Source organism: Streptomyces angustmyceticus (genome assembly GCF_040701845.1).
Lineage (GTDB): Bacteria > Actinomycetota > Actinomycetes > Streptomycetales > Streptomycetaceae > Streptomyces > Streptomyces angustmyceticus_A.
On sequence record NZ_JBFBHQ010000033.1, the window covers coordinates 30,415 to 54,181 of the forward strand.

Genomic DNA, 23,767 nt, shown 5'->3' on the forward strand with positions numbered 1-23,767 from the left:
GCCCTACCTCCCCGCCACCCGGCCGTAGCGCGGCGGTTCCTGCCCGGAGAGGACCTCGAAGAGCTCCTCGGCCGCGCCCCGCGAACCCCCGACGTACGGCCCCAGCAGAATCTCCTCCAGCGCCCGGCCCAGCTTGGCCAGTGCCGCGTCGACGGCCTCCTGGTGCTCGGCCAGCTCCTCGCCGGACTCGTCCAGCTGCCGGGCCAGCCGGGCGTTCTCCACCGCGCGCCGGAAGAGCCACACCGCGTACTCCCGCTCCGCGCCCACCTTGTTCAGCGGATCGCCGGTGCAGCCCGCCCGCGCCCGCGGCAGGCCCTGGAACAGCCGCCGGATGCCCTTGTCGAGCCCCGCCTCCGGCAGGGCGTCCAGCCAGGCGCGGGTGAACTCCTCGTCCGCGCTGCCCGCCTCGTCCAGCGCCCGCAGCGCCGCGTCGGGCAGCCCGGGCATCTGATGGCCGAGCAGCCCGGGGATCTCACGGGAGTCCAGCCGGGCCGCCCGGCACTCCACGACCGCCCGCAGCAGCCAGACGCGGGCCTGCCACTGCGGCGCGGTACGGATGTCGTCCAGGCACTCCCGGGCGGTCAGGAACGCCTCGTTGCGCATCGCCATCAGCGCCCGGTCCATCCCCTCGCCGAGCGAGGTGTGCCGTTCGGCGGTCCGCAGCGCCACCTCGATCGCGTCCGCCTCGGCGGCGGTGGGCCCGGCCGGCTGGAGCGCCTCGATCATCCGGCGGGCGATCCCCTCCGGCTGCGCCCGCAGCGCCTCCAGGAACCGGCGGCCGAACTCCTCCTCGACCCGGGGCTGTTCGGCCAGCGCGGCGAGGCCGTCCCAGAGCGCCGCCGCGGTCGGCCCGGCGGCCTCGTCCGGGGCCGGTGCCGGGGCGGCGTGGTCGGTGGCGTCGCGCACCACCATCACGGCCCGCTCGGCGTCGGCGAGCACCGCGGACCGGGCGGGGTCCACCAGCGTGTACGGGTGGCTGAACAACAGCGCCGGGTCCTCGCCGGCCGGCGGCAGATAGCGGCTGATCAGCACCGAGTGCGCGGTGAACACGTCCGGCGGCGCGATGCCGTGCCGGCGCAGCGCGCACCGCCACTCGAACCGGAGCATCGGCGTGACCTCCTTGCACCAGGCGCGGAAGGCGCGTTCGGTGGCGGGGCTCTCGTCCGGGACGACGTCCCGCAGGGCGGCGTCGAGGAACCGTCCGGCGGCCACCTGCCGCGCCGGCGCGTGCGGCCGGTGCACCGCCGTCTCCAGCTGCTCGACCAGCTCGCCCATCCGCCGCGCCCACTTCTCCCGCATCGAGATCAGCTGCGGGACGTTGGCCTTGTAGTACTGCTCGGTCTCGCGCTCCTCGGGCTCGGTGAGCCGGATGGTCCGGCCGGTCGGCTCGTCGAAGCGCTCCACCAGCAGCACCGTCGCCGGCCACAGCGCCCGCCGCTCCGCGGTGTTCGCCCGCTGGAAGGCCTCCAGGTCGGCGGTCAGCTGCTCGATCTCCGTCTCCAGCTGGTCCAGGCGCAGCCGTGCGTCCATGGTCAGCCGCTGCGACAACACCCGCTGGTGGGCCTGCTCGACCCGCAGATAGGCATCCGTGGTGAACAGGTCCGGGCTGAACTCCACCCCCAGGCTCGCCCCGTGCCCCCGCACGGTCCGCAGATACGGCTGGAGGGACACCGGCCCGCCGTCCTCGGCGCGCGGGGCCCGGAGGAACGCCCGGTCCGGCTCGCCCGCCGCCCGGTCCGCCAGCGCCCGCAGTCCCTGTGCGTACGCCACCAGGTCCGGGTACGCGACATCCGCGACCTCCACCAGGCTGGTCTCGTCCGCCAGCGACCGCAGCAGCCCGACGAAGTCGCGCAGCGCGCCGCGGGCCGTCGACGCCGCGCCGTCCGCCACCGTCACCGACGGCGCCCGGAACACCGACGGGATGTCGGCCTGGGCCTGGGGGCCGGACAGCCCGGCCGTCACCCGGATCAGCCCGACGCCGATGTGGTCCCCGACGAAGTCCCCGCTGTCCGGGTCGCTCAGGCCGTTGACCCGCAGACACGTCGTCAGCGCCGCCTGCACCACCTGCTGCCGGATCTCCGGGATGCCCTCGCCGACCACCAGCACTTCCACCGGGCCCTGTTCGTCCCCCGCCACCCACGCCCGCAGCAGCGACGAGGCGAGCGCCGCGCGCACCTGCGGCGCCAGCGCGGCCTTCGGCCCCCAGGCCGGCGGCGCGGGGAACAGCGGCTCGCACTCCGCCGCCTCCGCGGCCCGCCGGGCGCACCGCGCGATCGGACCGTCCTCCGGGCCGGGACCGCCGCCGGGGACCTCCTCCAGCCCCAGCGCGCGGGCGTGCAGCAGCAGCGCGAGGTCGTCCTCGGTGTCGCCGAACAGCGGCTCGTCCGGGGACATCCGCAGCCAGTACTGCCACAACTTCTTCACCAGGAGCTTCGGCGCGGCCGGCCGGCTCTCCCGGAACCGCTGCCCGACCAGCCCGGCCTCGTCCGCGGTCCAGCTGTACGGCAACCGCTTGAGCACCTCGTCGACGGCGTCCCCCCGCATGGGTCTCCTCTCGTCGTCACCTGTCGCCGGCGCACCGGAATCCGACGTTCCCCCGGCACTCGACCGGTGACCGTGGTGACAGCTCCTCGCGCAGCCGCGCCGCGGGCGTGTCGAAGGCCCCACCGCGCAGCACCGGCGCACCCGTGTCGTCCACGCAGATGTCCCAGACGTTACCGAGCAGATCGCCGATGTCGTACGGGTTCGGTGGGAATTCCCCGATCGGCGCCAACTCGGCATGACTTCCGCGGAAGTTGACCCGGCCCGCCGCGATGTCCTCGCGCCACCACTCCCCGCTCCGCCCGGCCCGGGCCGCGAGCGCCCACTCCGCCGCGGCCGGCAGCCGCAGCGGCAGGCCCAGCCGGCGGCCCGCCCAGGCCGCGTAGGCCCGGGCCGCGGGAAAGCTCACCGCGACCACCGGATGGCCGCCGCGCCCCGGCGGGAAGTCCACCCCGTCCCAGCCCGCCAGGTAGTTGCCGTCCACGTACCGGCCCGCCGCCCGCGCGGCCGCCGGACGCCACGGCGCGTTCGCCGGATCACGGAGGAAGGCACGGAACTGCGCATGCGTCACCGGATACCGGCCCAGCCGCACCGTCCGCGTCCCGGAGAGGGTGACGGGGACCAACTCCGGCCATTCGGACTCCCGTTCACCGTCCGGCGAAGGCCCCGGCGGCCCCGGCGGCCCCGGCGCGGGCGGCACCGGCACCGCGCGCGGCCCGGCCTCCGCGCCGCTCCCGTCCGCCGGGGGCGCCGCGGGCCGCGCCGGCCGGTCCACCCCGGCCGGCGGCGGGCCCGCGACCACCGCGCGGTTGCGGAACAGGCAGATCCGCCCCGCCGAATTGCGGTTGCTCTGCTGCGGCAGCGGCCGGGACTTCGCCTGCAGCGCCACCGTCAGCTCGTCGAAGAGCGCCGACATGCTCAGCAGGCCGCCCCGCCCCGGCACTCCGGCGTCGAGGAGCCGGATCAGCTCACCGGTGAACGCGGTGTACGTCTCGCCCGGCGGGGCCAGCGCCTGCCGCGTCGCCGCGGTGGCGGTCAGCACGCACGCACCCTCCACGGCGACCCCCGGCACCGGGCTCCCGCCGTGCATCAGACCGCCCAGCGCCAGACCGCTCCAGCAGCAGTCCAGGACGACCACCTTGCGCCGGGCCGAGGGGCGCCCGCCCGCCGGGGAGAGCAGGATCGACCGCAGCTCCTCGTAGCGCAGCGCGGTGTACGGCCGGTCCGGGTGCGAACCGGGCAGCGCGAGGTGGAGCTCGCCCGACTGCGGGTGGACCAGGCCATGACCGGCGTAATACAGCACCATCGTGTCGGCCGCCTCCGCGGCGGCGTCGTACACCGTGTCCAGGACCGTCTGCCGGGACGGCTGCCGCAGGACGTCGCACCGCCCGTCCGCCAGCCCCCAGACCGCCGGATCGGTCAGCAGCTCCCGCAGCCGGCCGAGGTTGTTCGCCACCGCCGGGATGTCGTCCAGCTCCGTGTACGCATGCGTACCGATCAGGACGGCGCGCGAGCGGGACGGGTCGGACAGCGCTCCGGCCAACGCGCTAGCCCTCCCGGCCGGGCCGGTCCGCCGGCGCCGCGCCGTCTCCGGCCTCCGGGGCGTCCTGTGCGGACAGCGCCCGCAGCACCCGCGCCACGGCCTCCGGATCCCCGCCGTCGACCGTCACCCTGACACCCGCGCGTTCGATGTGGACGCGCTCCGCGCGCGGCCGGGTGCTGCGCCAGCTCGCCACCGCCACCACCAGCGAGGCCAGCTGCACCCCGCTGTCGAACACCGCCTCGACGGCCTCCAGCACCGGCCCCATGGGCCCCGGCGCCCCGGCCCGCCGCACCGGCGACAGCCCGGCCGCGGCCAGCACCTCGGCATCACCGCTCAGCCACCGGTACAGCGACTGCGCCGCCTCCCCGGTCCCCGCGTCCCCCTCGACCCCGATCCGTACGCGCACCGCCGCCCCCGCCGCCGTCCGTGGAACCCCGTCAGAGCGCCAGAATAGGCGGCGCCCCGCCTCCGGGTCCCCCGATCACTCCATCGGGTCCGGGTCCCACGCCGCCAGCCGCCGCCCGCTCTCGAACCGCCGCGTCCTGCCGTCCACCGGATCGGTGAACTCCAATACCTTCGCCAGCAGTTGGAGCGGGGCGGTGAAGTCGTCCGGCTCCGGGTCCCCGACCACCGGATAGACCGGATCGTGGAGGATCGGCAGCCCGAGACCGTTCATGTGGACCCGCAGCTGATGGGTGCGCCCGGTCGTGGGCAGCAGCCGGTACCGCCCGAGCCCGCCCCGCCGCTCCACCAGCTCGATCCGGCTCTCCGCGTTGGCCGCGCCGGCCTCCTCGCGCGCGGCCAGCACCCCGCGCTCCTTCACGATCCGGCTGCGCACGGTCACCGGCAGCGCCACCGTCCCGTCGTACGGCGCCACCGCCTCGTACTCCTTGCGCACCCGCCGCCCGCCGAACAGGCCCTGGTACGCGCCCCGGTCCCCGGGCCGCACCACGAACAGCGCCAGCCCCGCCGTCAGCCGGTCCAGCCGGTGCGCGGGCTGCAGCGCGGGCAGTGCCAGATCGCGCCGCAGCCGGGCCAGCGCGGTCTCGGTGATGTGCCGCCCGCGCGGCGTCGTGGCGAGGAAGTGCGGCTTGTCGGCGACCACGATCCGCTCGTCGCGGTGCACGATCCGCACCGCGAACGGCACCGGCGTCTCCGGCGCGAAGTCCCGGTGGAACCAGACGTACCGCCCGGGCTCGTACGGCTCCGCGCCGCTCAGCGCCCCGCCGGCCCCGACGAACCGCCCCGCGCCCAGCATCGCGTCCACCCGCTGCGCCCCGATCGCCCCCTGGAACCGGTGGACCAGATGCTCCCGGACGGTCCCCCACGCCCCGTCCGGATCGGCGGGCAGCCGCACCCGTACGGGATCGATGCCGTCACGCTGGGGGAGCGGGGCGGGCGGAACCGGGGATCTGCGTCTCACCCGGCAAGGGAACCCCAGCCGGACCCGCAACGCAACGCCGGCCCGGGACGGCCCCCGGCCCCTGTGGGGTGCTGCGGACGCGGACCACCCGCAGCCGTGACCGGGCCGTTCCGGCCCGCGCCGGGAAACGCAGAAGGTGCCGGCCGAGGATCGGCCGGCACCTTCGTGCACGATGTGTCCGAGGGGGGACTTGAACCCCCACGCCCGATAAAGGGCACTAGCACCTCAAGCTAGCGCGTCTGCCATTCCGCCACCCGGACCAGGTGTCTGCCGGAGCGGCCTGCGCCGTTCCGACGTGGAAAACAATAGCAAACGTTCGCGGGTGGTCGATCACCCCGGCATTCGGCCTGATGCGGCGCTGTGACCAGGGCATGTCCGGAGTATTGCGGCCTTGGGTCCGGCGGGCGGCGGGTGGAGGATGGCGGTGGACCCCGCCGCGGGCCGCGCTCGCCGGGGCGCGCGACGCGGCCGTGAAGCCAGAGGAGGCACCGTGAGTCAGCTCCGCGAGCGATCCATGGAGAGGTGGGAGCCCCGCGCATGCGGGGCCGGGCGAAGCGAGGTTTCGGCATGAGTGAGCCGCAGTCGGCCCGCACGGTCACCGGTGAGGACGAGGTGGTCGACCTCTGCCGGGATCTGATCAGGATGGACACCAGCAACTACGGCGACCACTCGGGCCCGGGGGAGCGGGCCGCCGCCGAGTACGTCGCGGAGAAGCTCGCCGAGGTGGGCCTCGAGCCGCAGATCTTCGAGTCCCACAAGGGCCGCGCCTCGACGGTCGCCCGGATCGAGGGCGAGGACCGCTCGCGGCCCGGGCTGCTCATCCACGGGCACACCGACGTCGTGCCGGCCAACGCCGACGACTGGACCCACCACCCGTTCTCCGGCGAGATCGCCGACGGCTGCCTCTGGGGACGGGGCGCGGTCGACATGAAGGACATGGACGCGATGACGCTGGCCGTCGTCCGTGACCGGCTGCGCACCGGCCGCAAGCCGCCGCGCGACATCGTGCTGGCGTTCCTCGCGGACGAGGAGGCGGGCGGCACCTACGGCGCGCGCTATCTCGTCGACCACCACCCGCACCTCTTCGAGGGCGTCACGGAGGCGATCAGCGAGGTCGGCGGCTTCTCCTTCACCGTCAACGAGAAGGTGCGGCTCTACCTCATCGAGACGGCCCAGAAGGGCATGCACTGGATGAAGCTGACCGTGGACGGCAACGCCGGTCACGGATCGATGATCCACAAGGACAACGCCATCACCGAACTGTCCGAGGCGGTCGGCCGGTTGGGCCGTCACGAGTTCCCGGTGCGGGTGACCAAGACGCTGCGCTCCTTCCTCGACCAGCTCGGGGACGCGCTGGGCACCGAGCTCGACCCCGAGGACATGGACGCCACCCTGGCCAAGCTCGGCGGCATCGCCAAGCTGATCGGCGCCTCGCTCAAGAACACCGCCAACCCGACGCAGCTGGGAGCGGGTTACAAGGTCAACGTCATCCCGGGCCAGGCCACCGCCCATGTCGACGGCCGTTTCCTGCCCGGCCACGAGGAGGAGTTCCTGGCCGACCTGGACCGGATCCTGGGGCCGCGGGTCAAGCGGGAGGACGTCCACGCGGACAAGGCGCTGGAGACCACGTTCGACGGTGCGCTGGTCGAGGCGATGCAGTCGGCGCTGCAGGCCGAGGACCCCATCGCGCGCGCCGTGCCGTACATGCTCTCCGCCGGCACGGACGCCAAGTCCTTCGACGATCTCGGGATCCGCGGATTCGGCTTCGCTCCGCTGAAGCTGCCGCCGGAGCTGGATTTCGCAGGAATGTTCCATGGCGTGGACGAGCGGGTGCCGGTGGACGGGCTGAAGTTCGGGGTGCGGGTGCTCGATCGGTTCATCGACCAAAGCTGAATTCGGCGCGGATTTCCTGCCTTTCGCGCCGGCTTCGCTGAAAAGGGTGAACACGCCGATGTGTTCGTAGCTTCAACAGCATTTTTCTCGTTGCAGTGAGTGCGGTCCGCGGCTGGGATCGTACTTGCCTACAAGGAGGAATAATGATCAAGAAGGTCGTCGCTGCTGCGGCAGTTGCCGGTGGTGTCGTGCTCGCCGGTGCGGGCCTGGCCGTTGCCGACTCGGGTGCCCAGGGCGCTGCGCTGAACTCTCCTGGTGTGGTCTCCGGCAACACCATCCAGGTGCCGGTACACGTTCCGGTGAACGCCTGCGGCAACACGGTCTCCGTGATCGGGCTGCTGAACCCCGCGTTCGGCGCGGGCTGCGTCAACAAGTGACCTTCTGGCGTCCTTTGGCGTTGTATTTGCATCCGTAAGGGTCTGACTCGGTCCGGCTCCGGAAGGCACCACGCATTCCGGAGCCGCTGGGTATTCGACGGGCCGGTGGATCTTTCCGAAGATCACCACTTGCCCGTATTCCTGTAAGGCACTAGGCAGGGGAACAACCTATGAGACAGGTCGCACGAAAGGGCCTGATCACCATGGCGGCCGCCAGTGGCGTACTCGCCATGGCCGCCGGCTATGCACAGGCCGACGCGGGAGCCGCCGGAGGCGCGGCGAACTCGCCCGGCGTGGGATCCGGCAACAACGTCCAGGTACCGGTCCACGTCCCGGTGAACGCCTGCGGCAACACCGTCAATGTCGTCGGGCTGCTGAACCCCGCGTTCGGCAACCGCTGCGCCAATGACGTCGGCCGGCACCAGGGTGGTGTCCACCAGGGTGGACACCAGGGCGGACACCAGGGTGGTGCGAACGCCGCCGGCGGTGCGACGAACTCGCCCGGTGTCGTGTCGGGCAACAATGTCCAGGCTCCGGTCGACGTACCGGTGAACGCCTGCGGCAACAACGTCTCGGCCGCCGGGCTGCTGAACCCGGCCTTCGGCAACCACTGCGCCAATGGGGCCTCGGTCCCGGCCAGGCCGCACCACCCGGGCAAGCCGCACCACCCGGGTAAGCCCCACCACCCGGGTAAGCCGCATCACCCGGGCAAGCCGGAGCACCCGGGGAAGCCCCACCACCCGGGCAAGCCCAGTCAGCAGATGCCGCACACCCCGGCGAAGCCGCAGACCGGCGGTCACAGCAAGATCGTGACGCCTCCCAAGCCGGTCGGGCACCTCGCGCAGACGGGTGCCGGTGGAGTCGGCTACGCGATTCCGGCCAGTGCCGGGCTGCTGCTCGGGGGCGCCTTGATCTACCGCAAGGCGCGCGCCGCTCGCCGGTGAGCAGCACGAGATAGCGCACTGGCGCTCCATGGAGCGGGCCCTGCCGAGCGGGGCCCGCTCTGCCGTGTTCAGGCGCCGGCGGCGCTCACCATGTGGCGCGGAGCTGGCGGATGATCCGACGGCGCAGCCGCACCTTGCGGCTCCCGTCCGGGTTCAGGCGCAGTCGGTCCAACTCCCAGTGTCCGTACTCGGCATGGTCGGTCAGCAGGCGTGTGGCGGCCTTCCGGGACACTCCCCGAGGCACGTACACATCGCAGAATTCGTATTCCGGCATCGCATCTATTGTGCGGGACCGGCCCCGGTACGGATAGCGTCTGCACTATGTCTGATGCTGCGCAGCCTTCCGCTGCCGAGGTACGTGCCGCCGCCGAGGCGGTCAAAGCCGCGCTGGACCGTCACCTCGACGCGGTCGAACGCCGCTCGGGGCAGGATGATCCGGCCGTCTACGCCGCGTTCGACGAGCTCGCCGCGGCCGCTGAGGTCTATGACGAGCTGCTCTACGACACCTACGACGAGGTCACCCCCTTCGAGATCCCCGGGAACGATGCCCTGCCCGCCTACGCGGGCCCGGACGAGCCGAGTGCGCTGAGCGTCCTGATCCGGCGCGACTACACCGTCGCCGAACCGCAGCGGCTGCTGCACCAGGCCCAGCGCATCGCCGATCTGGACCCGGACGCCGCCGACGAGGCGGCGGGCGCCGGCGCCGATGCCGCCGCGGTCGTCGGCACCAGCGTGCATGCGGCGCTCGGTGTGCTCTTCGGGGAGTTCGAGCCGGACGAGATCGCCTCCCGGCACAAGGAGTTCGGGCTGGAGGAGGGCGACTCCACCCTGTGGGTGGCGGCCGCCGACGATCCGGCCGAGCCGGGGGAGTGGCTGTCCGCGCCGTTCGACCAGGCGGACCCCCAGCGGGTGGTGTGCCGCTTCGACGTCAGCGCGGTCTTCGACGAGGAACTGGGCGACGACGACTTGGAGCCGCTCGACCACGAGAGGTGAGACCGTCCCGGGGAGGCGCCCCGCCGGGCCTGTGCCCGGGCGTGCGCCGCCCCGGAGGCGTCGCACCCGACCCGTGGACACCGCTGCCCCGGTCCGTCAGCAGGAAGCTGCTGACGGACCGGGGCAGCGGCAGTGGGACGCCTGTGCCGGGAGCCGGGAGCCGGGAGCCGGGAGCCGGGAGCCGGGAGGCGGCGTGCGGCCGGTCAGTTGTCCGCCGACGGCTCCTCGGCGTCCTGCACGCTGTTCCGCAGGAGGGTGCGCAGGCGGGTGGTGCGTTCCTTGACGGGCACCTCGGTGACCGCGCGCGCAAGGGCCTGGTCGACCCCCTGGACGACCGACAGATGCCGCTCGCCGCGGCTGAAGGCGGTGTAGACCCAGGCGCGGGTCAGCCCGCCGGCGGCGTCCCCGGGCAGGACGACCACCGCGGCGGGCCAGCGCGTCCCGGCCGCCTGGTGCGCGGTGAGCGCCCAGCCGTGGCGTACGGCCCCCGCAGCGACCTGCTCGCGGGGCACCACGGCCGCGGTGCCGTCGCAGTCGAGGTGCAGGCCGGACGCGTCCGCGCCGGTGACCGTGCCCGGGACCGTGCGGCCGGGGGCCGGGGCGTAGGCCACGCGGTCACCGGCGTCGAAGCCGCCGAACCGGCCGGGTCCGGGGTTGAGCCGCTCCTTGAGGGCGGCGTTCAGCGCGCGGGTGCCGGCCGCGCCGCCGTGGCCGACCGTGAGGACCTGGGTCTGCTCGGCGGGGACCCCCAGCGCACGGGGCACGGAGTCGGCGACCAGCTGGACGGTGCGGTGCACCGCCTCGCCGGGGTCCCGCACGGGGACGATCACCACCTCCTTGCCGGGCGCCTCGACCTGGCTCAGCTCGCCGATGCCGATGCCGGACACCAGCTCGCCGATCGGGCCGAAGTCCGGGGTGCGGGAGGCGACCTGCGGGCAGAAGCGGGCCGCGAGCAGATCGGCGAACAGCCGGCCGGGGCCGGCGGACCACAGCACGCCGGGGTCGCCGCTGAGCACCAGGCGGGTCCCGTCGGTCAGCGACTCGACGAGCAGCGCGGCGGTCTCCAGATCCAGCTGCGGGGCGTCCAGCACGACCAGCAGGTCGAGCGCGAGGGCGCCGTCGGCGTCGCGCCCCGGGCCCTGCCGCCCGGACAGCAGGCCGGCCACGGTCACCGCGGCCGCGCCCGGGTCCACGGACCCGTCGGCGGCGTCCGGAGCGCTCCGGGCGAGGTCTGCGGCCAGGCGCCGGCGGCCGTTCTCGGTGTGCGTGGCGCCGAACGCCCGCAGCCCCAGCGCGCGGGCCGCGGTGAGCAGCGCGGCCGGCTCGGCGCGGGCCGCCTCGGCGCCGGTGTGCGCCACCAGGCCGCTGTGTGCGGCGGCGCGGATGAGCTCCGCGGCCGACGGCGATGGCGCGGCGGCCGCCGCGGCCTCCCAGGCGGCGGCGGAGGGGCGTACGGGCCGGGGGGCGGTGTCGTCGGCACCGGCGGTCGCTCCGGTGGTTCCGGCGTCCGGGGCGGCGTTCTCCGCGGCCGGCGCCGGGGCGGCGCCGGCCTCCGACGGCTCCGCGGCGGCCGCGCCGCCGCCGTCCGCCGCGGTGTCCTGCGGCGGTTCCGCCACCGCTTCGAAGGTGTTGAGCAGCCGGGCCAGACCGTCGGCGACGCTCTCCTCGGCCATCGCGTACCGGTCCAGGCCGAGCAGGATCCGGACCGGCTGCTCGGCCTCCTCGTCGTCGCCGGTGGCGGGGCGCGCCCGGCCCGGTTCCTCGATCGCGTCCTGGAAGACCAGCACGGCACCGTCCGCGATCGCGGACTGCAGGGCGTCATCGGGGTCGGGCACCGCGCGCTGGGCGAGCGCGGCGCGCAGCGCGCCGGCCTCCAGAGCGGAGTGTCCCGCGACGGCGGCCTGCTCCAGCAGCCAGCCGACCAGTGCCTGTGCGCGCCGCTCGTCGCCCGGCCCGCAGGCGGGGCCGAGCAGCGCCCGCGCGAAGGTGTCGGCCTGCTCGGGGCGCACCCCGGGCACGCCGAGCAGCTGCCAGGGGTCCTCGCCCAGCGCCTCGGCCGCCCGCTCGCCGAGCACCTCGGCGGCCGGCTCCGCCAGCGCCTCCGGGGCGCCGCCCGCCGCCAGGACCTGCCGTACGCCCTCGATCCCGGGGGCCGCGGCGGGGCGGGGGGCAGGAGCCGGGGCGGCCGGGGCCGGTGTTCCGGCGGGGGCGGTGCTGCCGTTGACGGGGGGACGGGCCGGGCCGTCGGTCTCGTGGGCGGGGTGCGGCCCGGCGGTCCGGGGGGCGGGGGCCGGGGGCGTGCCCTGCGGGGAGCGGTTGCCGGTGGCGGGGCCCGCCTCGGCGGGCCGGGCGGCGGGCGGGGCCTGCCGGGCGGGGCGCGGGGCGTCGTTGAAGAACGAAGCGGCCGCGCGCTCGCCGCTCTCCACGGCCCGGACCGCGGCGGCCAGCGCATCCGCGGTCGCCTTGGCCGACGGTGACGGCGACGGCGACGGCGACGGCGGCGCCGGGGTCTCCTGCGCCGCACCGGCGTCCGGCGTCCCGGCCTCCGAGCCGGAGGCCGCGGGCGCCGGGTCGCTCACCGGCGCGTCCTCGCCCGTCGCTGCCCCGGCGTCCTCCGGGGCCGCCGCGTCCGTGCCCTGCGACGGGGCATCCTCCGGCGCCGCGGTGTCATCGGGTGTCTGGGCATCCGCAGTCCCGGGCGCGGCCTCCTGCTCGGGCGGGGTCTCGCCGGCGAGGCGGTCGGTACTCACAGCGTGCTCCAGTCGTGATCGGGGTAGTGGTGCACCGGAGCCGACACATCGTCCAGCGCCCGGCGGATCTCGTCAGGAAGACTAAGGGTCTCCACTGACAATGCGGCTCTGAGCTGCGCTTCCGTGCGGGCGCCCAGGATCGGCGCGGTCACTCCGGGGCGGTCGCGGACCCAGGAGAGCGCGACCTGCAGGGGGGTGACGGCCAGTCCGTCGGCGGCGGTGGTGACCGCCTCGACGACCCGGCCCGCCGTCTCGTCGAGATACGGCGCGACGAACGGCGCCAGATGCTCCGAGGCGCCGCGCGAGTCGGCCGGTGTCGCATGGCGGTACTTCCCGGTGAGCACGCCCCGTCCGAGCGGCGACGACGGCAGCAGCCCGATGCCGAGGTCGAGGGCCGCGGGCAGCACCTCCCGCTCGACGCCGCGCTGGAGCAAGGAGTACTCCATTTGTGCGCTCGCCAGCCGGTTGCGCACACCGGGCGCCGCGAGCTGCCAGGTGCCCGCCTTGGCGAGCTGCCAGCCGGAGAAGTTCGACAGCCCCACATAGCGCGCCCGGCCGCTGGTGACGGCCAGATCGAGGGCGTGCAGGGTCTCCTCCAGCGGCGTGTGCGGATCGAAGGCGTGCAGCTGCCACAGGTCGACGTACTCCGTGCCCAGCCGCTCCAAGGAGGCGTCCAGGGCGGCGAGGAGATGGCGCCGGGAGCCGTCGGCCCGGCGGTCCGCCGCCAGGACGCTGCCGGCCTTGGTGGCAATCACCAGGTCCTCGCGCGGAACGAGTCCTTCCGTCAGCTGGCCCAGGAGGTACTCGGCGCCGCCGTCGGCGTAGATGTCGGCGGTGTCCACCAGCGTGCCGCCGGCCTCCCAGAACGCCTTGAGCTGGTCGGCGGCTTCCTGCTCGTCCGTGTCGCGGGCCCAGTTCAGGGTGCCGAGCCCGAGACGGGACACGCGAAGGCCCGTACGGCCGAGGTGCCTTTGCTCCATGGGCCTTGAGATTACTGGCCGCGCGCCGGGAACAGGGGACCTGTGGACAACCCGCCGATGACGGCCGGCGGGGACGCGCGCTACAGTCCCCGGAACAGCGACGTTACTGATCGGTAAGGGGAGCGGCATGAGGCTTGGCATCAACCTCGGCTACTGGGGCGCCGGGATGGACTCCGACAATCTCGCGGTGGCACAGGAGGCCGACCGCCTCGGGTATTCCGTCTGCTGGGCCGCCGAGGCCTACGGCTCCGACGCTCCCTCGGTGCTCTCCTGGGTAGCCGCCCAGACCGAGCGCATCGACATCGGCTCGGCCATCCTGCAGATCCCGGCGCGCACGCCCGCGATGACCGCGATGACGGCCGCGACCCTGGACTCGCTCTCCGGCGGCCGCTTCCGGCTCGGCCTGGGCGTCTCGGGGCCGCAGGTCTCCGAGGGCTGGTACGGCGTCAAGTTCGACAAGCCGCTGGCGCGCACCCGCGAGTACGTGGACATCGTCCGCAAGGCCATGTCGCGCGAGCGGCTGTCCTACGAGGGCGAGCACTGGACGCTGCCGCTGCCCGGCGGCCCCGGCAAGCCGCTGAAGCTCACCGTCCACCCGCAGCGCGAGCACATCCCGCTCTACATCGCCGCGATCGGCCCCAAGAACCTGGCGCAGACCGGTGAGATCGCCGACGGCGCGCTGCTGATCTTCCCCTCCGCCGAGCACCTGGAGGAGACCGCGATCACGCACCTGCGGGCCGGCCGTGAGAAGGCGGGCAGGACGCTGGAGGGCTTCGACGTCTGCCCGACGCTGCCGCTGGCCGTGGGCGCCGACAAGGACGTCAGCGCGCTGGCCGACATGTTCCGCCCGTACACCGCGCTGTACGTGGGCGGGATGGGCAGCCGCAAGCAGAACTTCTACAACCAGCTCGCGCAGCGGATGGGCTACGAGAAGGAAGCCGCCGAGATCCAGGACAAGTACCTGTCCGGGGACAAGGACGGTGCCGCCGCCGCCATCCCGGAGCGGCTGATCGACCAGACCACGCTGCTCGGTTCCGTCGAGCGGATCTCCGAGCGGATGCAGGCCTACGCGGCGGCCGGGGTGACCACCCTGACGCTGGCCCCGGCGGGCTTCACCCTGGAGGACCGCCTCGCGTCGCTGCGGGCGGGCACCGAGGCGCTGGAGCGGGCCGGGCTGGCGTAGCCGGCGAGGGGCGGCGCACCACACACCGGGGCGCACCACACCGGCACACGCGCACCGGAGTCCGCCCCGGAAGCGCGCAACGGCCCGGCGCTCTCGGCGCCGGGCCGTTCGGGGTCCGCGGCCGTGGCGGGGGCTCGGGGGATCTTCCCCGCCGCGGCCGTCACGCGGCACAACGTGCCGACGCACAGCCGGGTTACGCCCGCCACCAGGACGGACATCACCCGAACGGCCGTACGGGGCGGCTGCTCGGGTTGCCCCTCATGGAACACCCCATTTGACTTTTCCTTTACGGGTGTGTCCGTTCGGAGGTGGCGCAGATGTTCTCGGCCCGAAGCCTGTTCCAGGAGATCGTCGACAACGACGACTCCTACCGCCTGTTCTGCTCCATCGCCGCCAGCGGCGAGGCCCAGGGCGGCTGGGAGAACGGCCGGATCGCCGCGCTGATGCCGGCCTCGCTGCGCGACCTGGCGCCCAAGGTCGCCCGGCACGGCGCCGACGAGGACAAGCACGGCCGGATCTTCCAGGCCCTCCTGCGCCGGCGCGGCCTGACGCCCGCCGCGGTCCCCGAGGAGACCGACTACACCGCGCTGCTGGAGCGGCGGGGCATCGGCCTGGCGCACGACAAGCTGCGCCGCGAGGAGCCGCTCACCGAGCTCGACATCATCACCTACCTCTCCCACAGCCGGGTCACCGAGCAGCGCGCCGCCGACCAGATGGTGATGCTCACCAAGTACTTCGGCGACCACCCCGAGGTCGGCAAGGCGATCCGGATCATCTCCCACGACGAGGCCAACCACCTGGCGTACTGCCACGAGGAGCTGCTGCGGCTGGCCCGCCTCGGCCACGGCCGGACCATCCAGCGGATCCTGCACGACTGCGCCCGTGCCGAGCTGGTCGTCTACCGGGACGTCAGCCTGGCCGTGATGGACCACATGGGCCGCATCCTGAAGTGGCCGATGGCGAAGTCCGGCGGGCTCACCACCGCGATCCGCGCGGTGTACGGCTACGAGCGGCTGGGCGGCTGGCGGCGGATGGTCAGCCTCCGGATGCCCGAGCGCCGCAACGCGCTGGACGGTCCGGCCGCCTCGGCGCCGGAGTTCGCCTGAGCCCGCAGCGGCCCGCGGCCGCCGGTCACAGCCAGCCGCGGCGCTTGAACAGCCGGTAGAGCGAGACCTCGATGACGGCCATCGCCACCAGGACCGTGGGGTAGCCCAGGGACCACGTCAGCTCCGGCATGTCGGCGAAGTTCATGCCGTAGATGCCGGCGATCAGGGTCGGTACGGCCGCCAGCGCCGCCCAGGCCGAGATCTTGCGCATGTCGTCGTTCTGCCGCACCCCCATCTGCGCCAGATGGGCGGCGAGAATGTCCGAGAGCAGCCGGTCCAGGCCCTCCACCGACTCGTTGGCGCGGGTGAGGTGGTCGTCGACGTCGCGGAAGAACGGCCGGGCGTGGTCGTGGACGTACGGCACGCCGGGGTTCTGCAGGAGGGTCATCGGCGCGGACAGGGGGCCGGTCGCCCGCCGGAACTCCAGCACCTCGCGCTTGAAGGCGTAGATCTCGGCCGCGGTGTTCTTGGTGTCCCGGCGCACCGGCGCGAACACCTCCGCCTCCAACTCCTCCAGATCCAGCTGGAGTTCGGAGGCCACGTCGATGTAGTGGTCGACCACGGCGTCACAGACCGCGTACAGCACCGCTCCGGGGCCGTGCCGCAGGATCTCCGGGTGCTCCTCCAGCCGCCGGCGCACCGCCGCCAGCGGGCTGGCCTCGCCGTGCCGGACGGTGACCACGAACGCCTCGCCCAGGAAGACCATCACCTCCGACGCGGTCACCGTGGCGGCCGCGTCGTCGTAGGTGATCGGCTTCAGCACCATGAACAGCGAGTCGTCGTAGACCTCCAGCTTGGGCCGCTGATGCGCCTTGAGCGCGTCCTCGACGGCCAGCGGGTGCAGCCCGAATTCGCTGCTGACGAGGTCGAACTCCTGCTCCGTCGGCTCGTGCAGCCCCAGCCACAGGAAGGCGTCGCCCTCGGCCCGTGCCTCCTCCAGCGCGTGGGAGAAGTCGCTCGCGCACTCGGCGCGGCGGCCGTCCCGGTAGATGGCGCAGTCCACGATCACACCAGGCATTCTCGCTCCTCGCACCGCCACCTGCCAGGAACACGGGCCGGGAACGTAGGGTGGCGCCCATGCCCACGCTGATCCTGGTGCGGCACGGCCGCTCCACCGCCAACACCGCCGGAGTGCTCGCCGGGCGGGCCCCCGGTGTCGCCCTCGACGAGCGCGGTGGCGCCCAGGCCGCCGCGCTGCCCGCACGGCTGTCCCAGGTGCCGCTGACCGCCGTCGTCTCCAGCCCGCTGCAGCGCTGCCGGGAGACCGTGGCGCCGCTGCTGGAGGTCCGGCCGTGGCTCACGCTGCACGTCGAGGACCGGATCAGCGAATGCGACTACGGCGACTGGTCGGGCCGCAAACTCGCCGAGCTGGCCGACGAGCCGCTGATGGAGGTCGTCCAGCAGCACCCGTCCGCGGCCGCCTTCCCCGGCGGCGAGTCGATGCGCGCCATGCAGGCCAGGGCCGTGGACGCGGTGCGCGAGTGGAACGCCCGGATCGAGGAGGCGCACGGCCCCGAGGCGGTGTACGCCATGTGCTCGCACGGCGACATCATCAAGGCCCTGGTCGCCGACGCACTGGGCATGCACCTCGACCTCTTCCAGCGGATCTCCGTCGAGCCCTGCTCGGTCACCGCCATCCGCTACACCCGGCTGCGCCCCTACCTCGTGCGGCTGGGGGACACCGGCGACTTCGGGTCCCTCGCGCCCCGGGAGGACGGCGGCGGCGCGGCGGCCGACCGGGACGCGGCCGTCGGCGGTGGTGCGGGAGCAGCGTGATCAGTCGGCGCAGTAGGGTGGTGCGACGGCGCTGCCCGCCACGCACCTGCGATCCGCGCAGTGACCGCAGGACGTGCAGCGACCGCAGTGACCCCGCAGTCGAGCAATCGGAGCAGGACGTTGTCCCGTCAGGTGTTCTTCTACGACGCGCCGGACCGCTTCGTGGCCGGTACGGTCGGGCTGCCTGGCCGCCGTAGCTTCTACCTCCAGGCCACCGCCTCCGGCCGCACCACCAGCGTCGCCCTGGAGAAGACCCAGGTCGCGGCGCTCGCCGAGCGCATCGACGAGCTGCTGGACGAGGTCGTACGGCGCAGCGGCGGCAACGCCCCGGTGCCCGCCGTCTCGCCCGCCGAGCTGGCCGACTCCGCCCCCCTGGAAACGCCCGTCGAGGAGGAGTTCCGGGTCGGCACGATGGCCCTCGCCTGGGACGGCGAGGACGAGCGGATGATCGTCGAGGCACAGGCCCTGGTCGAGCTGGACGCGGACAGCGACGAGGACCTCGCCGACGCCGAGGAGCGGCTGCTCCAGGACGACGAGAACGGCCCCCCGATGCTCCGGGTGCGCCTCACCGGAACCATGGCCAGGGCCTTCGCCAAGCGGGCGCTCGAAGTGGTCAACGCCGGCCGCCCGCCGTGCCCGCTGTGCAGCCTGCCGCTCGACCCGGAGGGACACGTATGCCCGCGCCAGAACGGATACCGACGGGACGCCTGAGCGCCGTGCCCGTCGAACCTGCCGGGCGGGCCGCGCCGCTGCCCGGTCCCGTCGCACCCCAGGAGCCGCCGGCCGCGCCGGAGCCCGCCGGGGCCCGGACGCTCGCGCTGCTGGCCGACGGTGAGCTGACGGTGCGCGGCCGCATCCCCGAGGCGTCCAACGCCGTGCTCTACTGCACGGTCGCCCAGGACGGCGACACCGCCGCCTGTGTCTACAAGCCGGTCGCGGGCGAGCGCCCGCTGTGGGACTTCCCCGACGGCACGCTCGCCCAGCGCGAGGTCGCCGCGTACGAGGTCGCCCGGGCCTGCGGCTGGGACCTCGTCCCGCCGACGGTGCTGCGCGACGGCCCGTACGGCACCGGCATGGTCCAGGAGTGGATCGAGCCGCCGGAGAACAGCGACGAGGTCCCCGAGCTGCTGGCCCTGGTGGAGGACGAGGAGCCGGGGCCCGGCTGGAAGGCGGTGGGCTCCGCACAGATCGGCGAGGGCCGCACCGCACTGCTGGTGCACGCCGACCACCCGCGGCTGCGGCGGCTCGCGGTGCTGGACGCCGTGATCAACAACGGCGACCGCAAGGGCGGCCATCTGCTGCCCGGCGCCGGCGGGGAGTTCTTCGCCATCGACCACGGCGTGACCTTCCACGCCGAGGACAAGCTGCGCACCCTGCTGTGGGGGTGGGCGGGGGAGCCGCTGACCGACGAGGCGCTGGAGGTGCTGCGGGGCCTCGACCGGGCGCTGGAGGACACCGGACCGCTCACCGCCCGACTGGCCGAACTGATCACGGATGACGAGATCGCGGCGCTGCGGGAGCGGGTGGCGGGGCTGCTGCGCAGCGGGCGGCACCCGGAACCGGGCGGCGAATGGCCCGCCATCCCCTGGCCGCCGGTCTGACCGGCAGGTCGGGCGGTGGGTGACCGGCAGCTGTGCTGTGCATGTTCGGTCGCCGAACACAAGACCGCCTTTCCGGCCAGACCTCCGGTCCGGTTCGTATGCGGAACGTCCGTCCGGTTAGGCTCATGGCATGCATGCATGGCCCGCTTCTGAGGTCCCCGCCCTGCCCGGTCAGGGCCGCGACCTGAGGATCCACGACACCGCGACCGGCGGACGGGTGACCCTCGCCCCCGGTCCCGTCGCCCGTATCTATGTCTGCGGCATCACGCCGTACGACGCCACCCACATGGGGCACGCGGCGACCTACAACGCGTTCGACCTGGTTCAGCGCGTGTGGCTCGACACGAAGCGCCAGGTGCACTACGTGCAGAACGTCACCGATGTCGACGATCCGCTGCTGGAGCGGGCCGTGGCCACCGGCGACGACTGGACGGCGCTCGCCGAGCGCGAGACCGCCCTCTTCCGCGAGGACATGACGGCCCTGCGGATGCTGCCGCCGCGCCATTACATAGGCGCCGTCGAGTCGATACCCGGCATCGTCCCGCTGGTGGAGCGGCTGCGCGACGCCGGCGCCGCCTACGAGCTGGACGGCGACATCTACTTCTCCGTCGAGTCCGACGCGCACTTCGGTGAGGTCTCCGGCCTGGACGCCGAGGCGATGCGGCTGCTGTCCGCCGAGCGCGGCGGCGACCCGGAGCGCGAGGGCAAGAAGAACCCGCTCGACCCGATGCTGTGGATGGCCGCCCGCGACGGCGAGCCGAGCTGGGACGGCGGCTCGCTGGGCCGCGGCCGGCCCGGCTGGCACATCGAGTGCGTCGCCATCGCCCTGGACCACCTCGGCATGGGCTTCGACGTCCAGGGCGGCGGCTCCGATCTCGCCTTCCCGCACCACGAGATGGGCGCCTCGCACGCCCAGGCGCTCACCGGCGAGCACCCGTTCGCCAAGGCGTATGTGCACGCCGGGATGGTCGGCCTCAACGGCGCGAAGATGTCCAAGTCCAAGGGCAACCTCGTCTTCGTCTCCACGGTGCGGCGCGACGGCACCGACCCGGCGGCGATCCGTCTGGCGCTGCTCGCGCACCACTACCGTGCCGACTGGGAGTGGACCGACGCGGTGCTGGAGGAGGCCGCGGAGCGGCTGGCGCGCTGGCGTGCCGCGGTCTCCCGTCCCGACGGCCCGTCCGCCGACGCCCTCCTGGAGGAGATCCGTACGGCGCTCGCCGACGACCTGGACTCCCCGGCGGCCCTCGCGGCCGTGGACCGCTGGGCCGCGGCGCAGGAGTCCGGCGGCGGCACCGACGAGGGCGCCCCCGGCCTCGTCTCCCGTGCGGTCGACGCACTGCTCGGCGTGGCCCTGTAGGCACCGCCGTATCCGTCCTCAGGGGCGCCCTCGCCGGACGGCGGGGCGCCCCTCCTGCGTGGGCGGCGGCCGGCGGGCGCGCGGAAATCCAGCAACCCGGCCCGAGAGTCCATGGAGGCACCGCCCGGCGGCGCACTAGAGCTGCGGGCATGAGGAAACCAACAGGATTGCGGGCGGCGGTCGTTGCCGCGCTGCTCGGGCTCGCGGCGGCCGTCGCGGGGCCGGTGGGCAGCGTACGGGCCGACGGCCCCGCTCCCGCACGGACGGTCGGCGACATCACCGGCTTCGCGGCGGACGGGCCCGTCTACCGGCTGCATGCCGGCCGGGCCGAGGCACGCGTCAGCTTCGTGACGGACCGGACCTTCCGCATCGAACTCGCCCCGGACGGCGTCTTCTCCGACCCCACCGGCAAGGACATCGTGCTGCCCCAGGGCACACCGCCCGCCACCCACTGGCGGGACGCCGGCGACGCCTACGAACTCAGCACCTCCCAGGTCACCCTGAAGGCGTTCAAGGCGCCGCTGCGCTTCGAACTGCGGCGGGCCGACGGCTCGGTGGTGTGGTCCGAGGCGAAGGGGCTGAGCTGGGACGACAAGACCACCACCCAGACCCTGGCGCGCGGCGGCGACGAGCAGTTCTACGGCGCCGGCATGCAGAACGGCCGCGGCAACACCTCGCACCGCGGCCACACCGTCGAGGTCGGCGTCGACTACCACTGGGACGACGGCGGACACCCCAACTCCGTCCCGTTCTACCTGTCCTCCGCGGGGTACGGGGTCTTCCGCAACACCTACGCGCCCAACACCTACGCCTTCGGCGGACCGGTGCGGACCACCGCACAGGAACGGCGCTTCGACGCCTACTACTTCGCCGGGCCGAGCACCAAGGACGTCATCGGGCAGTACACCTCGCTGACCGGCAAACCGTTCCTGCCGCCGCTGTACGGCCTGGAGATCGGCGACTCGGACTGCTACCTGCACAACGCGAACCGGGGGGAGCGGCACACCCTGGACGCGCTGAAGGTCGCCGACGGGTACACCGCCCACGACATGCCCAACGGCTGGATGCTGGTCAACGACGGCTACGGCTGCGGCTACGAGAACCTCGCCGAGACCTCGAAGGGCCTCGGCGAGCGGAAGATGAAGCTCGGACTGTGGACCGAGGACGGCATCGGCAAGCTCGCCGACCAGGTGAAGGCGGGCCAGCGGATCGCCAAACTGGACGTCGCCTGGGTCGGCGACGGCTACAAGTTCGCGCTGGACGGCTGCAAGGACGCCTACCGGGGCATCGAGGACAACAGCGACGCCCGGGGCTTCACCTGGGCCCCCGAGAGCTGGTCGGGCGCCCAGCGCTGCGGCGTCCAGTGGTCGGGTGACCAGAGCGGCAGCTGGGACTACATCCGCTGGCAGATACCGACCTACGCGGGGGCGACGCTGTCCGGGCTCGCCTATACGACCGGTGACGTGGACGGCATCTTCGGCGGCAGCCCGCAGACCTACGTCCGCGACCTGCAGTGGAAGTCCTTCCTCCCGGCGATGATGACGATGGACGGCTGGGCGCCCGCCGACAAGCAGCCCTACCGCCACGGCGCGCCCTACACCGCCATCAGCCGGACGTACCTGAAGCTCAAGGAGTCCCTGCTGCCGTACATGTACTCCTACGCGGCCGAGGCGACCCGGACCGGCGTCGGGCCGGTGCGCCCCCTGGCGCTCGAATACCCCGACGACCCGAAGGCCGCCGCCGACACCGCAAAATACGAGTTCCTGACCGGCCGGGACTTCCTCGTCGCGCCCGTCTACCGGGACACCGACACCCGCGACGGCATCTACCTCCCCAAGGGCACCTGGGTCGACTACTGGTCCGGGCGCACCTACCGGGGACCGGCCACGATCGACGGCTACAGCGCGCCGCTGGACACCCTGCCCCTGTTCGTCAGGGCCGGTGCCGCCGTGCCGATGTGGCCGGGCATCAGGTCGTACCAGGACCGGACGGCCCGCTCGCCGCTGGCCTGGGACGTCTACCCGCAGGGCCGTTCCTCGTTCACCCTCTACGAGGACGACGGGGTGACCCGCGCGCACCGGGACGGCCGCAGCGCCACCCAGCGGGTGCGGGTGACGGCCCCGCGCGCCGGCGGCGGGGACGTACGGATCGACGTGGGTGCTTCCCGCGGCTCGTTCCACGGCAAGCAGACGGCCCGGCCCTACCGCTTCACCGTGCACACCGGGGACGCCCCGCGCGGGGTCGCCCTGGCCGGCCGGGCCCTGAAGCGGCTGCCGTCCCCGGACGCCTTCGAGGCGGCGGACGAGGGCTGGTACTACGACCCCGCCGACCGCGCGGGCGTCGTCCGGATCAAGACCGCCACCCGCCCCACCGACCGCGCGTTCGCGCTGACGCTGCGGGGCGCGAGCGCGGTCGGCGGCCGGACGCCGGGCGCGACGGTCGCGGTGAGCACGCCGGGCGGGCAGGAGGTGACCAAGGGCGCGCCGACGGCCGTCCGGACGGCGCTCACCGCGGGCACCCGCAGCGCGCGTCAGGTGTCGGTGTCGCTGTCCGCGCCCCGGGGCTGGACCGTCCCGGCGCCGGCGCGCCATGCACGGATCGGGGCCGGCACCACCGTGCGCGACGCGCTGACGCTCACCGCCCCCGAGGACGCCGGCCCGGACCCGGTCACCGTCACCGCGACCGTCCGCTACCGCTCGGCCGGCGCGCCGCACACGGCGGTGCACCGCTTCCAGGTGCGGGCCGTGCCGAAGGCGCCCGCCCAGGACACCTGGGCGAGCGATCTGGAGTGGCTGAGCGCCGCCAACGGCTACGGGCCGGCCGAACGCGACCGCAGCAACGGCGAGTCGGGGGCGGCGGACGGTCATCCGCTCACTCTCGCCGGGACGACGTACGCCAAGGGCCTCGGCACCCACGCCGACTCCGACCTGGAGTTCTTCACCGGCGGGCGCTGTACGTCCTTCACCGCGGACGCCGGGATCGACGACGAGATCGCCGACTACGGCGAGGTCGCCTTCTCGGTGGAGGGGGACGGCAAGGTGCTGTGGACCTCACCGAAGATGACGGGCACCTCGGCGCCGGTGGCCGTGGACGTGCCGCTCGCCGGGGCCCGGCACGTGCGCCTGAAGGTGACCGATACCGACGGCAAGAAGTCCGGTGATCACGGCGACTGGGCGGGGGCCCGCTTCCACTGCACGGGCTGATCGCGGCCCCGCCCCGGCGGGCGGGCGGCGCACGGGCGCCGGACCGGCAGAGCGGCCGGTCCGGCGCCCGTGGTGTGCCCCGGTGCGCCGAGGG

Annotated in this window: 19 protein-coding genes and 1 tRNA gene; 11 read left to right on the top strand and 9 right to left on the bottom strand. The window is 73.9% G+C overall.

All coding sequences use genetic code 11. The features are described from left to right. Positions 1-3: 3 nt before the first annotated feature. The 5 genes from AB0411_RS35015 to AB0411_RS35035 all read right to left on the bottom strand — a co-directional run bounded on the left by AB0411_RS35015 (position 4) and on the right by AB0411_RS35035 (position 5,767). Positions 4-2,544 (bottom strand): hypothetical protein, encoded by a 2,541-nt coding sequence (locus AB0411_RS35015; RefSeq protein WP_366421279.1) that lies wholly within the window; start codon positions 2,542-2,544, stop codon positions 4-6. A gap of 16 nt (positions 2,545-2,560) precedes the next feature. After that, complete coding sequence (locus tag AB0411_RS35020) at positions 2,561-4,084, bottom strand: caspase, EACC1-associated type (RefSeq protein ID WP_366421280.1); 1,524 nt, start codon at positions 4,082-4,084, stop codon at positions 2,561-2,563. Between the two features lie 4 nt (positions 4,085-4,088). After that, positions 4,089-4,490 (bottom strand): effector-associated constant component EACC1, encoded by a 402-nt coding sequence (locus AB0411_RS35025; protein WP_366421281.1) that lies wholly within the window; start codon positions 4,488-4,490, stop codon positions 4,089-4,091. A 75-nt stretch (positions 4,491-4,565) separates the two neighbouring features. Then, positions 4,566-5,507, bottom strand: a complete 942-nt coding sequence (locus tag AB0411_RS35030) for a pseudouridine synthase (RefSeq protein ID WP_366421282.1) — start codon at positions 5,505-5,507, stop codon at positions 4,566-4,568. A gap of 175 nt (positions 5,508-5,682) precedes the next feature. Beyond that, positions 5,683-5,767, bottom strand: a tRNA-Leu gene (locus AB0411_RS35035). A 307-nt stretch (positions 5,768-6,074) separates the two neighbouring features. Here AB0411_RS35035 and AB0411_RS35040 point away from each other — a divergent pair. From AB0411_RS35040 to AB0411_RS35050, 3 genes are all read left to right on the top strand, one after another. Further along, positions 6,075-7,400, top strand: coding sequence for a M20/M25/M40 family metallo-hydrolase (locus tag AB0411_RS35040; protein ID WP_366421283.1), 1,326 nt, complete (start codon positions 6,075-6,077; stop codon positions 7,398-7,400). Positions 7,401-7,543: 143 nt separating this feature from the next. Beyond that, the gene (locus AB0411_RS35045) at positions 7,544-7,777 is read left to right on the top strand and encodes a chaplin (RefSeq protein ID WP_129297185.1); all 234 of its coding nucleotides are present in this window, start codon (positions 7,544-7,546) and stop codon (positions 7,775-7,777) included. Between the two features lie 170 nt (positions 7,778-7,947). Further along, on the top strand, positions 7,948-8,721 hold the full coding sequence (locus tag AB0411_RS35050) for a chaplin (RefSeq protein WP_366421284.1): 774 nt from the start codon (positions 7,948-7,950) through the stop codon (positions 8,719-8,721). An 85-nt stretch (positions 8,722-8,806) separates the two neighbouring features. Here AB0411_RS35050 and AB0411_RS35055 read toward each other — a convergent pair whose 3' ends face one another. Next, complete coding sequence (locus AB0411_RS35055) at positions 8,807-8,995, bottom strand: DUF5703 family protein (RefSeq protein ID WP_006607658.1); 189 nt, start codon at positions 8,993-8,995, stop codon at positions 8,807-8,809. A gap of 47 nt (positions 8,996-9,042) precedes the next feature. On the opposite strand from AB0411_RS35055, the gene AB0411_RS35060 reads away from it, so the two are divergent. After that, a complete protein-coding gene (locus AB0411_RS35060; protein ID WP_366421285.1) occupies positions 9,043-9,714 on the top strand; it encodes a hypothetical protein in 672 nt (223 codons plus the stop codon). Between the two features lie 203 nt (positions 9,715-9,917). Here AB0411_RS35060 and AB0411_RS35065 read toward each other — a convergent pair whose 3' ends face one another. Together AB0411_RS35065 and AB0411_RS35070 are read right to left on the bottom strand one after the other, a co-directional pair. Continuing rightward, positions 9,918-12,464 carry a helix-hairpin-helix domain-containing protein gene (locus AB0411_RS35065; RefSeq protein ID WP_366421286.1) on the bottom strand — a complete coding sequence of 849 codons (2,547 nt, stop codon included), beginning with the start codon at positions 12,462-12,464 and terminating at the stop codon, positions 9,918-9,920. After that, a complete protein-coding gene (locus AB0411_RS35070; RefSeq protein WP_366421287.1) occupies positions 12,461-13,444 on the bottom strand; it encodes an aldo/keto reductase in 984 nt (327 codons plus the stop codon). Before AB0411_RS35070 ends, AB0411_RS35065 begins: the two co-directional genes overlap by 4 nt. Before the next feature lie 127 nt (positions 13,445-13,571). On the opposite strand from AB0411_RS35070, the gene AB0411_RS35075 reads away from it, so the two are divergent. Then, the gene (locus tag AB0411_RS35075; protein WP_366421288.1) at positions 13,572-14,627 is read left to right on the top strand and encodes an LLM class F420-dependent oxidoreductase; all 1,056 of its coding nucleotides are present in this window, start codon (positions 13,572-13,574) and stop codon (positions 14,625-14,627) included. 317 nt (positions 14,628-14,944) lie between these two features. Then, complete coding sequence (locus tag AB0411_RS35080) at positions 14,945-15,733, top strand: ferritin-like domain-containing protein (RefSeq protein WP_366421289.1); 789 nt, start codon at positions 14,945-14,947, stop codon at positions 15,731-15,733. Between the two features lie 25 nt (positions 15,734-15,758). Here AB0411_RS35080 and corA read toward each other — a convergent pair whose 3' ends face one another. Then, positions 15,759-16,751 carry a magnesium/cobalt transporter CorA gene (gene corA, locus AB0411_RS35085; RefSeq protein WP_366421290.1) on the bottom strand — a complete coding sequence of 331 codons (993 nt, stop codon included), beginning with the start codon at positions 16,749-16,751 and terminating at the stop codon, positions 15,759-15,761. A 59-nt stretch (positions 16,752-16,810) separates the two neighbouring features. Between corA and AB0411_RS35090 the strand changes: the two genes are divergently transcribed. The 5 genes from AB0411_RS35090 (at position 16,811) to AB0411_RS35110 (ending at position 23,673) form a co-directional block, all read left to right on the top strand. Beyond that, on the top strand, positions 16,811-17,509 hold the full coding sequence (locus AB0411_RS35090; RefSeq protein ID WP_366421291.1) for a histidine phosphatase family protein: 699 nt from the start codon (positions 16,811-16,813) through the stop codon (positions 17,507-17,509). 120 nt (positions 17,510-17,629) lie between these two features. Further along, positions 17,630-18,220 carry a DUF3090 domain-containing protein gene (locus AB0411_RS35095; protein ID WP_086718061.1) on the top strand — a complete coding sequence of 197 codons (591 nt, stop codon included), beginning with the start codon at positions 17,630-17,632 and terminating at the stop codon, positions 18,218-18,220. Further along, positions 18,184-19,110, top strand: coding sequence for an SCO1664 family protein (locus AB0411_RS35100; protein WP_366421292.1), 927 nt, complete (start codon positions 18,184-18,186; stop codon positions 19,108-19,110). The genes AB0411_RS35095 and AB0411_RS35100 overlap by 37 nt, the downstream gene beginning before the upstream one ends. Positions 19,111-19,240: 130 nt before the next feature. After that, entirely contained in the window at positions 19,241-20,470 is a 1,230-nt protein-coding gene (gene mshC, locus AB0411_RS35105; RefSeq protein WP_366421293.1) for a cysteine--1-D-myo-inosityl 2-amino-2-deoxy-alpha-D-glucopyranoside ligase, read from the top strand. Positions 20,471-20,619: 149 nt separating this feature from the next. Then, positions 20,620-23,673, top strand: a complete 3,054-nt coding sequence (locus AB0411_RS35110; RefSeq protein WP_366421294.1) for an NPCBM/NEW2 domain-containing protein — start codon at positions 20,620-20,622, stop codon at positions 23,671-23,673. Positions 23,674-23,767 lie beyond the last annotated feature (94 nt).